The organism is Klebsiella sp. 1SOBk5mer (assembly GCF_046603115.1).
GTDB classification, from domain to species: domain Bacteria; phylum Pseudomonadota; class Gammaproteobacteria; order Enterobacterales; family Enterobacteriaceae; genus Klebsiella; species Klebsiella quasipneumoniae.
Genome location: NZ_JBKIUU010000001.1, coordinates 252,300 through 266,373 on the forward strand (window position 1 = coordinate 252,300; position 14,074 = coordinate 266,373).

General features: G+C 62.0%; 14 protein-coding genes. 4 read left to right on the forward strand and 10 right to left on the reverse strand.

Going from position 1 to position 14,074, the window contains the following annotated elements; all coding sequences use genetic code 11:
- Nucleotides 1–10: 10 nt before the first annotated feature.
- On the forward strand, nt 11–757 hold the full coding sequence (locus ACLH1U_RS01240; RefSeq protein WP_032453343.1) for a proteasome-type protease: 747 nt from the start codon (nt 11–13) through the stop codon (nt 755–757).
- Nucleotides 758–818: 61 nt separating this feature from the next.
- On the opposite strand, the gene ACLH1U_RS01245 is transcribed toward ACLH1U_RS01240, so the two are convergent.
- The 5 genes from ACLH1U_RS01245 to ACLH1U_RS01265 are packed head-to-tail and all read right to left on the reverse strand — an operon-like array spanning nt 819 to nt 5,847.
- Nucleotides 819–1,904 carry an ABC transporter ATP-binding protein gene (locus ACLH1U_RS01245; protein ID WP_008804321.1) on the reverse strand — a complete coding sequence of 362 codons (1,086 nt, stop codon included), beginning with the start codon at nt 1,902–1,904 and terminating at the stop codon, nt 819–821.
- On the reverse strand, nt 1,891–2,853 hold the full coding sequence (locus tag ACLH1U_RS01250) for a carbohydrate kinase family protein (RefSeq protein ID WP_048297796.1): 963 nt from the start codon (nt 2,851–2,853) through the stop codon (nt 1,891–1,893). The genes ACLH1U_RS01245 and ACLH1U_RS01250 overlap by 14 nt, the downstream gene beginning before the upstream one ends.
- Before the next feature lie 2 nt (nt 2,854–2,855).
- Nucleotides 2,856–3,695 carry a carbohydrate ABC transporter permease gene (locus ACLH1U_RS01255; protein WP_008804323.1) on the reverse strand — a complete coding sequence of 280 codons (840 nt, stop codon included), beginning with the start codon at nt 3,693–3,695 and terminating at the stop codon, nt 2,856–2,858.
- Entirely contained in the window at nt 3,685–4,593 is a 909-nt protein-coding gene (locus ACLH1U_RS01260; protein ID WP_017899871.1) for a carbohydrate ABC transporter permease, read from the reverse strand. The genes ACLH1U_RS01255 and ACLH1U_RS01260 overlap by 11 nt, the downstream gene beginning before the upstream one ends.
- A 9-nt stretch (nt 4,594–4,602) precedes the next feature.
- Entirely contained in the window at nt 4,603–5,847 is a 1,245-nt protein-coding gene (locus ACLH1U_RS01265) for an extracellular solute-binding protein (protein ID WP_255890349.1), read from the reverse strand.
- A gap of 214 nt (nt 5,848–6,061) precedes the next feature.
- Between ACLH1U_RS01265 and ACLH1U_RS01270 the strand changes: the two genes are divergently transcribed.
- The 3 genes from ACLH1U_RS01270 to ACLH1U_RS01280 all read left to right on the forward strand — a co-directional run bounded on the left by ACLH1U_RS01270 (nt 6,062) and on the right by ACLH1U_RS01280 (nt 9,124).
- Nucleotides 6,062–7,270: an ROK family transcriptional regulator gene (locus ACLH1U_RS01270; RefSeq protein ID WP_048297795.1), complete on the forward strand. Its 1,209-nt coding sequence runs from the start codon at nt 6,062–6,064 to the stop codon at nt 7,268–7,270.
- Nucleotides 7,271–7,344: 74 nt separating this feature from the next.
- A complete protein-coding gene (locus tag ACLH1U_RS01275) occupies nt 7,345–8,331 on the forward strand; it encodes a fatty acid desaturase (protein ID WP_411298999.1) in 987 nt (328 codons plus the stop codon).
- A complete protein-coding gene (locus ACLH1U_RS01280; RefSeq protein ID WP_194859638.1) occupies nt 8,324–9,124 on the forward strand; it encodes a phosphate/phosphite/phosphonate ABC transporter substrate-binding protein in 801 nt (266 codons plus the stop codon). Before ACLH1U_RS01275 ends, ACLH1U_RS01280 begins: the two co-directional genes overlap by 8 nt.
- Before the next feature lie 47 nt (nt 9,125–9,171).
- Here the strand turns inward: ACLH1U_RS01280 and ACLH1U_RS01285 are convergent, their stop codons facing one another.
- The 5 genes from ACLH1U_RS01285 to ACLH1U_RS01305 form a co-directional block, all read right to left on the reverse strand.
- Nucleotides 9,172–10,596, reverse strand: coding sequence for an LLM class flavin-dependent oxidoreductase (locus ACLH1U_RS01285; protein ID WP_308298421.1), 1,425 nt, complete (start codon nt 10,594–10,596; stop codon nt 9,172–9,174).
- Complete coding sequence (locus ACLH1U_RS01290) at nt 10,574–11,473, reverse strand: ABC transporter substrate-binding protein (protein WP_023290194.1); 900 nt, start codon at nt 11,471–11,473, stop codon at nt 10,574–10,576. Before ACLH1U_RS01290 ends, ACLH1U_RS01285 begins: the two co-directional genes overlap by 23 nt.
- A gap of 61 nt (nt 11,474–11,534) precedes the next feature.
- On the reverse strand, nt 11,535–12,203 hold the full coding sequence (locus tag ACLH1U_RS01295) for an ABC transporter permease (RefSeq protein ID WP_023290193.1): 669 nt from the start codon (nt 12,201–12,203) through the stop codon (nt 11,535–11,537).
- On the reverse strand, nt 12,203–12,832 hold the full coding sequence (locus ACLH1U_RS01300) for an ABC transporter permease (RefSeq protein WP_411299000.1): 630 nt from the start codon (nt 12,830–12,832) through the stop codon (nt 12,203–12,205). The genes ACLH1U_RS01295 and ACLH1U_RS01300 overlap by 1 nt, the downstream gene beginning before the upstream one ends.
- A complete protein-coding gene (locus ACLH1U_RS01305) occupies nt 12,825–13,913 on the reverse strand; it encodes an ABC transporter ATP-binding protein (protein WP_023290191.1) in 1,089 nt (362 codons plus the stop codon). The genes ACLH1U_RS01300 and ACLH1U_RS01305 overlap by 8 nt, the downstream gene beginning before the upstream one ends.
- Nucleotides 13,914–14,074 lie beyond the last annotated feature (161 nt).

A 14,074-nucleotide genomic window follows, 5' to 3' on the forward strand; every position in this document is an offset into this window, starting at 1 on the left:
AATAACCGCAATGACCTACTGTGTGGCCATGTGCCTGGCGGATGGACTGGTGTTTGCTTCCGACTCCCGCACCAACGCGGGCGTCGACCATATTGCCACTTTTAAAAAGCTGCACGTTTTCCATCAGGAAGGGGAACGGGTGCTGGTGCTGCAATCCGCCGGCAACCTGGCCACCACCCAGAGCGTGATAAGCCTGCTCAGCGCGCGGATCCGTACCCAGCAGGAGCCGAACCTGATGCAGGTAACTTCCCTCTACGACGCCGCCATGCTGATCGGGAAAACGCTGCTGGAGGTGATCCAGCGCGACAGCAGCAACCAGCAAAACTGCAGTAACACCAACTTCAACTGCAACCTGCTGCTTGGCGGCCAGATCGCCGGTGAAACCCATCGTCTGTTCCATATTTATCCGGAGGGTAACTTTATTGAAGCCACCCGCGACACGCCTTATTTCCAGATTGGCGAAAGCAAGTACGGCAAGCCGATCATCGATCGGGTGCTGACCATCGATACGCCGCTGGAGCAGGCGATGTGCTGCGCGTTGATCTCCATTGACTCGACGCTGCGCAGTAATCTGTCCGTCGGTCTGCCGCTGGATACGCTGCTCTACCGCAGCGGCAGCCTGAGCAGCGCCGGGCAGCATCGCATCACCGACAGCGATCCCTACTTCAACCGCATCCGCAAGGCGTGGTCGGAAGGGCTGTTGCACACCTTCCGGACCCTGCCGACCTGGACCCCAGCGGAGCGGGAAGAGGAGTAGCCCTGGAACACGACCTCGCCCGGAGCCCGGCCACACGGATGATGACCGGCTCCCTTCGCCCTTAGCGCGTCTCCGCCAGCCGCTCGCCGCTGGCGGCATCAAACAGATGCAGGTTTTCGCGGCGGAGAGTCAGCCCCAACGTCTGCTGCGCCGCGACCGCCACCCTGCCGGCAACCTGCACATGCACCGGAAAACCCTGCCAGTCGAGATGCAGCAGGGTGGATTCCCCCGTCACCTCCATGATGTTTACCGTTGCCGGCGCGCCATGCGCATCCGGCAGAATATCCTGCGGGCGCAGACCGACAATCAGCGGGGCATCGCCCTGCTGCGCCACGGCCTGATGCCAGCGTTCGGCCAGCGGAAACCACAGCGCACCGCAGGCGACGCCGGGCTGGCCGTCGCGCACGGCGCGCTGACCGGGCAGGAGATTCATCGGCGGGGAGCCGATAAAGCGGGCGACGAAGGTATTGCAGGGCTGGTCGTAAATGGCCAGCGGCGCCCCCTGCTGGACGATCTGCCCGTCGCGCATCACCACAATCTGATCGGCAAGGGTCATCGCCTCCACCTGGTCATGGGTGACATAGATCATGGTGGTATTGATACGCTGGTGAAGGGATTTGATCTCCGCGCGCAGCTCCATCCGCAGCTGGGCGTCAAGGTTCGACAGCGGCTCATCGAACAGGAAAACCTGGGGGTTTCTGACCATGGCCCGGCCCATCGCCACCCGCTGGCGCTGGCCGCCGGAGAGCGCACGCGGATAGCGAGCCAGCAGTTTATCAATCCCCAGCAGGCTGGCGACCTGCTGCACTTTGCTTTTCTGTAACTGCTTATCCACCTTTTTGACCTGCATATGAAAGGCGAGATTTTCCGCCACCGTCAGGTGGGGGTAGAGCGCGTAGCTCTGAAAGACCATCGCCACATCGCGGTCGGCCGGATCCAGATCGTTGACCGGCCGCTTGTTCATCAGAATGGTGCCGCCGGAAAGCGTTTCGAGACCGGCCAGCAGGCGCAGCAGGGTCGACTTGCCGCAGCCGGAAGGGCCCACCAGTACGGTAAAGCTGCCGTCGGGGATGGTGAGGTCCAGAGGCTGGAGCACCGTCTGTTTGCCGTAGCGCTTGGCGACATCGATCAGTTCAACACTGGCCATCGGTGGCCTCCTCAAGGTGATGTTGCAGGGTATGCCAGTCGGGATAGCGGCGCGGGGAGGTGCCGATCGCCTGCGCGGCGACGGTATTTCCCCAGCGCAGCGCGGCCGCCGCAGGTTTGCCGCTCAGCAGTGCGGCAAGAAATCCTGCGTTAAAGCTGTCACCAGCGCCGATGGTATCGATCACGGTGACTGGCCGGGTCGGCGCATGGTGATGGCCGTCGGTCGTCCAGCAGTCCGCGCCGTCGGCGCCGCGCTTTACCACGCACCCGCCGCGGCCGCTGAGCCGTGCCGCCAGGACTGCGGCGGCTGCGGCGAGGGTCGGGTGGCCGGCCAGCTGCAGGGTTTCAACGTCGTTGAGCAACAGCCAGTCGCAGTCGCCCAGCCAGCGGTCGACCTCATGACGCAGCGGGTCGCTCCAGCCCTGAGGCGGCCAGCCGGTATCGACGGCAAGGGTAAACCCGCGCTGGCGGAGCGAGGCGAGCAGCTGCGGATAGTCGGACAGCAGCCCGGTACAGAGAAAGGTACCGCAGAGCAACACGATATCGCCCTCGCCAGCGGCGGCCGGCAGCTGGCTCAGCACATCCCCGGCGGTCAGGCGGGTAATATGTCCATGGTTGCTGAGGAAGGAGCGCTCTTTGTTGGGATGGGTGATCGCCACCGTCAGTGAGGTTTCACAGGGATACTGCGGCCAGCGATCGCTGCCGCCGGGAAACTGTGCCGCCAGCCACGGAGTAAACGCGTCGTCGCCCTGGCAGCCGACCGCGCAGTGCGGAAGCTGCATGGCGGCGGCGGCCAGCGCGCAGTTGCCGGCAGAGCCGCCGGGCCGCAGCGCGCTGTGCTCGAGCATCATCTCAGTCCCCTGGGCAGGCCAGTGGATCAGGGTTCCCATCACTAAATCAATATTGTAATTGCCCACGATATAGAGCACAGGTGTCCTGGTGTTATCCATAGTTATCCTTTACTTCCCCCGTTGGTGAGGCCGCTGACCAGCGATTTTTGCAACCAGATAGCAATCAACAGCGGAGGGACTGAGGCCAGTATGCCGACCGCCGCCACCAGCCCGTCATCGGTGGCGCGGCCAGCGGTGAAGCCGGCGATGGTCACCGGCAGCGTTTGGGCGGCGAGGTTGCTGGTGAACAGTAGCGCATAGAAAAACTCGTCCCACGCCAGCAGCCAGCCGAACAGCGCGGCGGCGCCAAGCATCGGTTTCGCCAGCGGTAGAGTAATGCGCAGCAGGACCTGCCAGATGCGCAGACCGTCAAGCCGGGCCGCCTGTTCGATATCCTGCGGCAGGGTATCGAACTGGTTTTTGACCATCCACGTCAGAAACGGCACGATCAGCGAGCAGTAGACCAGCACCAGCCCGCTGCGGGTGTTGAGCAGGCCAAAGTGTTCAAGAATAAAATAGAGCGGCAGCACAAAGGCCACGGGCGGCACCATATAGATGCCGAGGCCGGCGTACAGCCAGCCGTCGCGGCCGGGATAACGCGAAAAGCTGAAGGCGGCAGGGATCGCCAGCAACAACGACACCAGCGTCGCCCCGGCGGCCACCAGCAGGCTGTTGCCCAGCGCGGGAAGAAACAGCGCCCCGGGTTCGCCAGGGGCCAGCGACAGCAGATGGCCATAGCGGCTGAAGTCCCACTGCCGCGGGAGCCACTCCAGCGGGACGCGGGTGAGGTCCGCGGTGGTGCTGACGCTCATCAAAAACAGCCACAGCATCGGGGCGAGGATCGAGATCGCCACCGCCAGCGCCGCCAGGTAACGCAGTACGATGTACCCTTTACGCTTCATCATCAATACTCCGGCGCCGCTGACGCAGCAGCAAAAACAGATACAGGGCTATCAGCACGGCGCACATCAGGCTCATCAGCATGGCGTAGGCCGCGCCGCTGCCGGCGCGCAGGTAGCTGAAGGACTCCTGATAGACAAAAAAGCTCAGCGTTTTGGTGCTGTCGAGTGGGCCGCCGCGGGTCATAACATAGATAATGTCGAACACTTTGAAGGCATCGATGGTGCGTAGCACCAGCGCGACGCCAAGGGGACCCACAATGGCCGGAAAGGTAATGGCGCGAAAACGCCGCCAGGCCGAGGCGCCGTCGAGCCGCGCCGCCTCGTACAGATCGTCGGGAACAGACTGCAGGGCGGCCAGCACCAGCAGGGTGACCAGCGGGTAGTTTTTCCAGATATCCGCCAGCATCACCGCGTGCAGCGCAGAATCCGGCGAGCCCAGCCAGCTGCGATAGCTGTCAATCAGCCCCAGCTGGCTGAGCAGAGCATTAACGCTGCCGTAGTCGGGATTAAAGTTAAGCCGCCACATCATGGCGTTGACGATAGTCGGCAACGCCCACGGCAGGATTACCAGCACCCGCAGGACATTTCGCCCGACAAAACGCTGATTCAACAACAGCGCCACCAGTACGCCGATCGCACCCTCAATCGCCACCGAGACCACGGTGAAATAGAGCGTTCGCGCGAAGGCCGCGCGAAAGTCCGGGTCGGTCAGGGCATAAAGATAATTATCCAGCCAGACGTAGTGGGTCGCCTCGCCGCTTCCGGCCAGCGCGGTATCGGTAAAACTCAGCCACAGCGTGCGCGCCAGCGGCCATGCGGTGAGGATAAACATCGCGATAAGCATGGGCGCTAACAGCACCCATGCCTGACGATGCTCGCGTCGTTGCAGACTCAGCATCATGCCTCCTTAACGCAGACGGGCCGCGCTGGTGTCGACCACCTTGAGGGCGACGTCGGGCGAGGCTTTACCCTGCAGTACCGACTGAAGCTGCTGTTGCAGGGTGTTTGACAGGCGCGAGTAATCTGCCGTTTCGGGACGAGAGAGCATCACGTTCAACGACTTGTCGGCGGCGGCGATCAGGCTCTCCTGGCCTTTGGCAACGGCAGGATCCTGGTACGAGGCTTTCCACACCGGCAAGCTCAGTTTGGCATACTTGTCCTGTACCGGCTGGGAGGTCAGATAGTGAATATACTGCCAGGCCTCTTCCGGATGCTGACTGGCTTTGGCGATGCCCAGGCCCATTGAACCGTTGACGGCGCCGGGTTTATCCGGGGTATCGCCTGGGGCGGGGACAATGCCAACATCACCTGCGACTTTACTCTGTTTCGGATCGTTGGCCATGTTGTACATATAGGTCCAGTTGAGCGCAAAGGCGGCGTCGCCATTGGAGAAAGCCTTACGCACATCCTCCTCAAGGTATTCACGTGATGCCGGGTTGCTCAGCCCCTGATCGAGCGAGGTTTTCATCAGCGTGACCGCTTTCAGCGAGGCGGGCGTCGAAAAATCGAGCTTGCCGTTCTGGTAAAAGCTCCCGCCGAAGCCGGAGACGAGGGTGGTGTAATCGCAGACCAGCGCTTCCGCTTGCGACCAGCTCCAGACCAGAGGATATTTGACGATCCCTTTGTCCTTAAGCACTTTGGCGTCGTCCATCACCTGCTGCCAGCTGGCAGGCGGCGTTTTGATCCCCGCTTTGTCCAGCATGGCTTTGTTGTAGTACAGATATTTGGTGTCGAGGATCCACGGCATGCCGAGGGTTTTGCCTTGATACACCACGGTATTCATCGCCCCGGGGAAAATCTTCTCGCGCTCGTCGGCGGCAATCCGTGAGGAGACATCCTGCAGCAGATCGAAGCGGCTAAACTCCGCCGGCCAGATCGCGTCGAACAGCACCACGTCGTAGCCGTTACCCCCTGCGCCGCGGGCGGCGACGATCTTGTCGTGCAGCGCTTCATAGGGGACGAATTCGAGATTGACCTTCACGTCAGGGTGTTGCTTTTCGAAGTCACTGGTCATCGCGCGAATGTCGTTTTCGCTATAGGCCGCCTGGGTCATGAACAGGGCATTAATCTGGGTCGCTGCGCTGACGCTCCCGCTGATAACGAGCATCGCCAGCAGACAGGCGTTGACCCGTAGTGCGCTGTGGTATTTCATCTTTGCTCTCCGCTGTGCTGTACTGAAAGGGGTTATGATTTATTAAATCAATTTGATTGATTTAATCAGGGCGACAATATCGGCAACATCTCCCGAGTGGTCCCAGCACTAAGCGTAGCAAAGGGTATGCCATCGCGAAGACCCGCCTGCGCGGGTCGTTGTCAGATCTGTGATGCCGGCTAAAATTTCACCAGTCCAGCCTGGAAGGGAAACGATGAAAACATCAGGTACAAACCTTGAACATGCCCGGGTGCATAACCGCCGGGTGATCATTGAGGCGGTGCGTTTACATGGCGAGCTGACCCGCGCCGAGCTGGCGCGGCTGACCGCGCTGACCCCGCAGACCGTGTCGAATATTGTGGCGGAGCTGGAGCAGATGGATCTCCTGACCAGCCACCAACCGCGGCGCGCCAGCGGCCGTGGACAGCCAGCGGTGCCGGTGAGCCTCAATCCCGCCAGCGCCTGGTCAATTGGCATCCATCTCGATCATCAGACGTTGATTGTGGTGCTGGTGGATCTGGCCGGCGAGGTCCATTTTCGCCGACTCATTCTGGTGCAAAAGCCCCAGCCTGGTGCGACCTTTGCCCGCCTCGCTGAGGTGCTGGATGAGATCCGTGCGCTGCCGACGCTGGACTGGTCGCGGGTGCTGGGGATGGGGGTCGTGATGCCGGGGCCCTTTGGCGTGGAAGGGATCTCGTCGACGGGGCCCACGACACTCAACGGCTGGGAAGGAATCGACGTAGCGGCGGAGCTCGGGCGACTCAGCGGCCTGCCGGTGACTCTCGAAAACGACGCCACGGTGGCCGCCATTGGCGAACGCTTTCACGGCGTGGCGCGGCAGCTCAACTCTTTTGTCTATCTCTATATTGGCACCGGTCTGGGCGCCGGTATTTTTACCGATGGTCATGTGTATACCGGCCATGCCCATAACGCCGGTGAGGTCGGGCATATCGTGGTCGCGCCGAACGGTCGCCCTTGCTATTGCGGGAATGAGGGATGCCTTGAGCGCTATGTTTCGCTGCAGGCGGCCTATGAGTTTTGCGGCCTCGACCCTTATCGCGCGCTGCCGGAAGATCTGCTGTCGGTGGACGCTGCGCTTTTCGACCAGTGGATCACCAGCATCCTGGCGCCGTTGCGTCAGGCGATCAATTTGCTGGAGTGCGTCTTCGATGCCGAGACGGTGGTGGTGGGCGGTATGATGCCCGCCCCCTTGCTGGAGAAAGTGCTGGCGCGGCTGCCGCCGCTGTATCAGTCTGTGCGCGGGCGTTACCTGCCGGCGCAGCGTGTCAAAATGGGGATGACCGGCACCGATACCGCCGCGCTGGGCGCCGCTGCGCTGCCAATCTTTGATGAATTTAATCCGCAGTTTCAGGTGTTGATGAAAGCGGTGAATACAAACGCGCTTTTTGGCAAAGCTAAGTAAATTAAATACTTTGTTATTTAACGTGTTATCTCACATCTTCGAAGGGAATGAGGCAACACGGCAAGGTATGGGAAGTGACGGAAAAGAAGACGGCTGTCTATGTGGATGACCAACAGCGCATCCTGATCCGCCAGCTGGCGCGCAGCTGGCTGTGGCGCAGCGAGCTGCCGACCTGGCTGCTGATTGTGACGGTTTACGGCGGCTGGTTTGCCTGTGTGACGAGCTGGCGGACGCTGGGACTGTTTCCGGCCACGCTGCTGCTAATCTGGTTTACCGCCTGGTATATGTCCTTACAGCATGAGCTGATCCATGGGCATCCCACCCGGCTGGCATGGTTCAACCAGCTGCTGGGGACGCTGCCGCTGGCGGTCTGGTATCCCTACGGCGTCTACCGCGACAGCCATCTGGCGCACCATCGCAACCATCTGCTGACGCACCCCGAGGACGACCCCGAATCGTACTATGTGACGGCGGAAAGCTGGCAGCGCTTCTCTGCCTGGCAGCGCCGCCTTATCCACCTGCGCAATACCTTCTGGGGGCGTCTGCTGCTGGCGCCGCTGATGGATATCGTTCACACCCTGCGTAGCGCGCTGCGGGCTTTCCGCGCGGGCGACTGCCGCGCCATTGCCATGTGGAGCCTGCATCTGTTTCTGTTGACGGGTCTGCTGGCCTGGATGGCGGCGCAGGGTTTTTCCCCGCTGTGGTTTGTGCTGGCGGTGAGCTACCCGGCGCTGGCCCTGACCAAAGTGCGCTCTTTTCTCGAACACCGGGCCGCGGATGACCCGCTGGCCCGCTCGGTGATCAACGAGGCCGGGCTCCCCTGGCGGGTGCTGTTCCTCAATCTCAACTACCATGCGGTACATCATGACCTGCCAGGGGCCCCCTGGTACGCTTTACGTCGGCTGTATCTGCATCGCCAGACGGCTTATCTACAGCGTAATCAGGGGTTCCTGGTGCGCGGGTACGGTGAGTGGCGACGCCATTTTAGCCGCCGGGCGGTGGCGGTGAACGCCCATCCAGGCTTTGGCGAACAGGCGCAGGCGGGAGGAGAACATGGCTGAACGTATGACCTTTCCTATGTATGCCATCCACCGACAACAGACCCAGGCCCTGTGGCTGGCGGTGCAGTCGCTGCTGGCTGAACGCGGCGTGAGGGTGGCGGAGGACCCTCCGGCGGCCGATCCCGAGGATCTGCTGGCCCACTGGCGCCAGCCGGGGCTGTTGCTGAGCCAGACCTGTGGCTATCCGCTGGTGACCCAGCTGCCGGAGGTGCAGACGGTGGGCTGCTTCCACTACGCCGCGCCCGGTTGCGAGGGGCGCCGCTACCGCAGCCTGCTGGTGGTTCGCGAAGCGGATAGTCACCGGATGCTGGCGGACTTTTTTGGCCGCCGCGCGGTGTGCAATGCCGAGCACTCGCAGTCTGGCTACAACGTGCTGCGCAAAATGGTCGCGCCGCTCTCCCGGCAGGGGCGATTTTTTTCGGCGGTGGTGTTCAGCGGCAGCCATCGGCAGTCGCTGCGCGAGCTGCAGCAGGAAAACGCCGATATCGCCGCCATCGACTGCGTGACCTACGCTCTGCTGCAGCGCCATCAGCCGCAGGCCCTGGCAGGCCTGGCGGCGATCGGCTGGAGCCCGGCCGCGCCAGGGCTGCCGCTGATCACCGCCGGCGCCACCCCGGCGGCGACGCTGAACAGCCTGCGCGAGGCGCTCCAGCAGCTGGTGAGCGATGCGCGCTATCGTCCCCTGTGCGACGCCTTTCTGATCTGCGGCTATAGCGATATGTCGCGGGAGGCCTATGCTCCGCTGCTGGCGTGGCGGGATGAGGCCGTGGCGCTGGGGGTCAGTCAGCTGTAGGTAAAATGCCCCGGCCAGCGATCTGCGCCGGGGCGGGCCATGGCAAGCTACGGCGTCGGCGGTAACGCGGGGCGGGTCGGGGCGGTGAAGCGGTTTTCCACCGCCGGCAGACCGAGCTTTTCACGCAGGGTGCCGGGCGGATAGCGGTCGCGCATGACGCCGTTACGCTGCAGAAGCGGTACCACCTGGTCAATAAAGCGGTCAAAGTCTCCCGGCAGCAGCGGGAACATCAGGTTGAACCCATCGGCGGCGCCCGCCTGCCAGGTCTCCGTTAAGGTGGCGGCAATCTCCTCGGCGCTGCCCAGCAGCAGCCAGCTATCAGAACTCTGTAATAACAACTTCCCCAACTCCAGCAGGGTGAGCTGCGGATCGTACTGGCGGATAAGCTTCAGCGCGGTACGGATGCCGTCAAAGCTCTCCTCATCGGGGAGCGGCGGCAGAGGTTGGTCCCGCGGCAGGGCGCTGAGATCCATTCGAAGATAAGAGGAGAGCAGATCGATAGCCATCTGGTCGCTCATGAGCTGCTCGTTAAGCTGCTGGCGGGCCGCCTTCTCCTCGCCGGCGTTCACCACCACCGGCAGGACCCCGGCGATGATTTTGAAATGGGCCGGATCGCGCCCGTGCTGGCGCAGCCGCTGGTTCATCTCTTCGCGATAGGCCAGCCCCTCGGCGACCGAATGAATAAACACGAAGTGCATATCAGACCAGGCGGCGGCCAGCGCTTTTCCCGCCTCCGAAGAGCCGGCCTGCACCAGCAGCGGATGGCCCTGCGGCGGGCGAGGTACGTTGAGCGGGCCGCGGACACGGAAGTACTCGCCCTGATAGTCGAGGTGATGCACCTTGTCGGCATCGGCGAAGACTCCGCGCGCTTTATCAAAGATTGCCGCGCCATCTTCCCAGGAATCCCACAGGCGAGTGACCACGTCGATGAATTCATTGGCCCGCTGGTAGCGGGTGCCGTGGCGGGGAAGCTGCTCCAGACCGAAGTTTGCCGCTTCTTCTTCCAGCCATGACGTCACTACATTCCAGCTTGCCCGGCCATTGCTGAGGAAATCCAGCGAGGCAAAGTAACGGGCGAGATTATAGGGTTCGTTATAGGAGGTCGACGCGGTGGCCATCAGGCCGATATGCTCCGTTACCGCGGCGAGGGCGGAGAGCAGCGTCAGTGGTTCAAGCCGGGCGTTGGCATAGTGGCTCAGGCCGCTGGGCACCGTATCCCACACCGCGATATGGTCGGCGACAAAGATAGCGTCCAGGGTCGCCGCTTCGGCCTTACGCGCCAGGCTGGCGTAATAGTCGAGGGTAAATATGTCCGCTTCAGGCGCGTCAGGGTGGCGCCAGGAGAAACGGTAATCCCCCTGTGGGTTATAAAAGAAGAGGTTCAGGATCATGTGTCGGTTAGACATAGCGTAGACTCGCGGCTGAACGCCATCCGTGGCGGGGTGACGGTCAGTGTTGGGATAGGTTGGCATTAACCCACTGTTCGGCGACGGCCGCCGGATCTTTATGCTGGAGATCCACCTGCTGGTTGAGGGCAATCAGCGTGGCATTGTCCAGTTTGCCGGAGACCTCATTGAGCACGGCGCCTATCTCCGGCGTCAGACTGGCTTTGCGCACCAGCGGCACCACGTTCTGACTCGGTTGTTCATGTTTATCATCCTCGAGGACCACCCATTTCTCCTTCGCCAGATTGCCCTGGGTGGAGACGACCGTCGCGACGTCGATTTTGCCCGAATTGAGCGCCAGCCGTGTGAGCGGCCCACCCATGTCCAGCGATTTCACCGCTTTGAACTCAAGACCATAGACGCGCTTCAGCCCCGGCAGGCCCAGGGCACGTACCGCCAGCTCCGGCGGTCCGCCGATCACCAGCTGCGGGGCGACGGGCTTCAGGTCGGAGAGGGTGCGCAGATGGTATTTCTCCGCGGTCTCGGCACGTACCGCCCAGGCGGTGATCGAGGTGGCCGGGGCCGGGTTCAGCAGGGTGAAATCGGCGGGCAGGGCCTGGGCCAGCTCTGCGCTGACGTCCTGCTGGCTGGTGGCCTCGGTTTTGCCGTTATAGAAATTGAGCAGGGCGCCAAGATATTCCGGAACGATATCGATCTCACCGCTCTGCAGCGCCGGAATAATAATTTCCCGGTTGCCGAGGTTGAGACGGGTGTTGGCCTCAATATGATTTTTCTTTAGCGCGCTGGCGTAGATGTTGGCGAGAATGGAACTTTCGGTAAAGTTGGCCCCGCCCACGGTGACGCCGGCGGCAAAGGTGTTAACGCTCAGACTGAAGAGCCCGGCGGCCAGCAGCGAGAGACGAAATCGACGGGCGGTGACGGCCTTGCCAAATAATTGCTTCATAATACCTCTTGTATTTTCAGGTTAATCAGCGCCAGGCGCTGAGGGTAATGTCAGGTACACGCTAATAAGGCGCGGCAATTCGGCGGTGGGTCAGGCGTCCGGCGCAGCGGGCGAAAAGCAGTTCGCCGCCTATCGCCAGCAGGGAAACCACCAGCGAGCCGCCGATCACCTGCGGGATATCCCGCTGCCCGAGGCCATCGATCAGAAAACGTCCCAGCCCGCCCAGGCCAGCATAGGCTGCGACTACCGCCGTGGCGATAAGCTGGACCAGCGCGGTGCGCATCCCGGCGAGGATCAGCGGCGCCGCCAGCGGGATCCGCAGCTGCCACAGGCTTTGCCAGGGGGTCATACCCAGCGCGATGGCCGCATCGCACAGCGGGCGGTCGGCGTGATAAATCCCCACCCAGGTGTTAGTGAGAATGGGCGGAATAGAAAGCGCGATCAGCGCCGCCAGCACCGGGATATCGTTAAAGCCGAAAACGATGATGCATAATAAAATCAGCCCTAACGAAGGGATGGCGCGGCCAAGATTAAACAGGTTGATCACCACGAAGGCGCCTTTGCGCCAGTAACCCAGGGCGATGCCGAGCGGCAGGGCAATGGCGCAGGCAACAGCCATGCTGACCAGCACGTAATAAAGGTGTTGGCCCAGGCGCAGCAGGATGCCATCGTCGCCCAGCCAGTGCTCCGGCTGGGTTAACCAGTGAAAGGTGGCGAGAAGCAGCGTCATCATTTCGTCCACGGAGTTAGCCAGTCGCCGAGACGGGCAATCAGCCCGTCAAAGACCAGCGAAAGTACAAGACTGAGGACCAGGCTGACGACAATCGGCGTCAGAAAGTCCTGATTAAAGCCCGCCATCAGCAGCTGCCCGAGCCCGCCCTGACCGATCAGCGCGGTGACAGTGACCAGGCCGACCAGCGTCACCGAGGCAATGCGCAGTCCGGCAAACAGAGAGGGCAGCAGCAGCCACAGCTCGATATCGAAGAAGCGGAAACCGCGGGTGTAGCCGAGCGCCCGCGCCGACTCCAGCGCCGCCTGCGGCAGCTTCTCCATGCCGGCCAGCACGTTGCGCAGCAGGATCAACAGCGAGTACAGCGTCAGGCCAATCAGCGAGGTGGTCAGCGACAGCCCGGTAAACGGCAGCAATAAAATAAACAGCGCCAGTGAGGGAATGGTAAACAGCACGCCGCAGAGGGTGATGAGCGGCTGCGCCGTCGTGGGCCAGCGCAGGGTAATGGCTAACAGGCCGCCGGTGAGCAGGGAGCCGAAAAACAGCGCCAGCAGGACCATCCGCGCATGCTGCCAGAGAAGATCGCCGATCATCGCGCGGTTATCGATAACCCAGCCCCAGTCAATCATGAGGTCTCACCCCCACCGCGCCGTCGAGCACCTGCTGCAGCAGGGCGTGGGACACCGCCCCCTGGTATTGTCCTTCGCTATCCACATGCACCAGCACGCCGGTCGCCACGTCGAGCAGCGCGCTGTAGGCGAAACGCAGGCTGTGGCTGCTGGCGAGCGGGCGCTCCACCGGCAGGGTGAGACCGTGTTGCGGATCGAACCAGTGCAGCGGACGTCGCTGGCGGTCAAGCACCAGGCGCAGCGGGCTGGCCAGCGGTGGATGGGCGCTGGCGATCGGCGTCAGCGCTTCGTCGAGCAGGGGGACATCGTGACGCGGCAGCTGGCCGACCTGAATCATACCCAGCCGTTTCAGATTGGGCTCCGGGCCGATAAAGCGGCGCACGAACTCGCTCGCCGGGTGGGCCAGAATACGGTCTGGCGTATCAAACTGCGCCAGCACGCCGCCTTCCTGGAAAATGGCGATTTTATCGCCGAGGCGGATCGCTTCATTGATGTCGTGGGTCACTAATACAATGGTTTTCTGCAGCCGCTGCTGCAACAGCAACAGCTCGTCCTGGAGGCGTTCACGGACCACCGGGTCGATGGCGGCGAAGGGCTCATCCATCAGTAAAATCGGCGGATCGGCGGCGATGGCGCGGGCGATGGCCACGCGTCCCTGCTGGCCGCCGGAGAGCTGATGCGGATAGCGGTGCAGCAGATGGCTGTCGAGCGACATCAACGCTACCAGTTCCTCAATGCGCGCGTTGATGCGCGCTTTGCTCCAGCCCGCCAGCCGCGGCACAGTGGCGATATTTTGCGCCACGGTACGATGGGGAAAGAGCGCGGCGCTTTGCATCACGAAGCCGATCTGGCGGCGGACCTGGATAATATCAGCGTCAGCGAGGCGGACGCCCTGAATATAGACGTCGCCGCTGTCGGGAATATCCAGCTGGTTGATCATCCGCAGGATGGTGGTTTTTCCGCAGCCGCTCGGGCCGACGAAAGTGCAGAATTCGCCATGATCAATATCCAGGCTGAGGTCACGAATGGCCGGCTGGGCGCTGCCTGAATAGGTTTTGAAAAGATGCGCTAATTTTATCATGGCGAAATTCAACACTCTGAATAATAAAGTCCTGACCCGGAAAAAGTGGCGCCGGGATCCTGGCTCAAACTACAGAGCGCCTGCGGGGAGGGCAAATACGTTATTTGCATTTGCATAGTGAAAAGCTGGTTAATCAGTTGCGGTGGAAGAGAGGCCGGGAG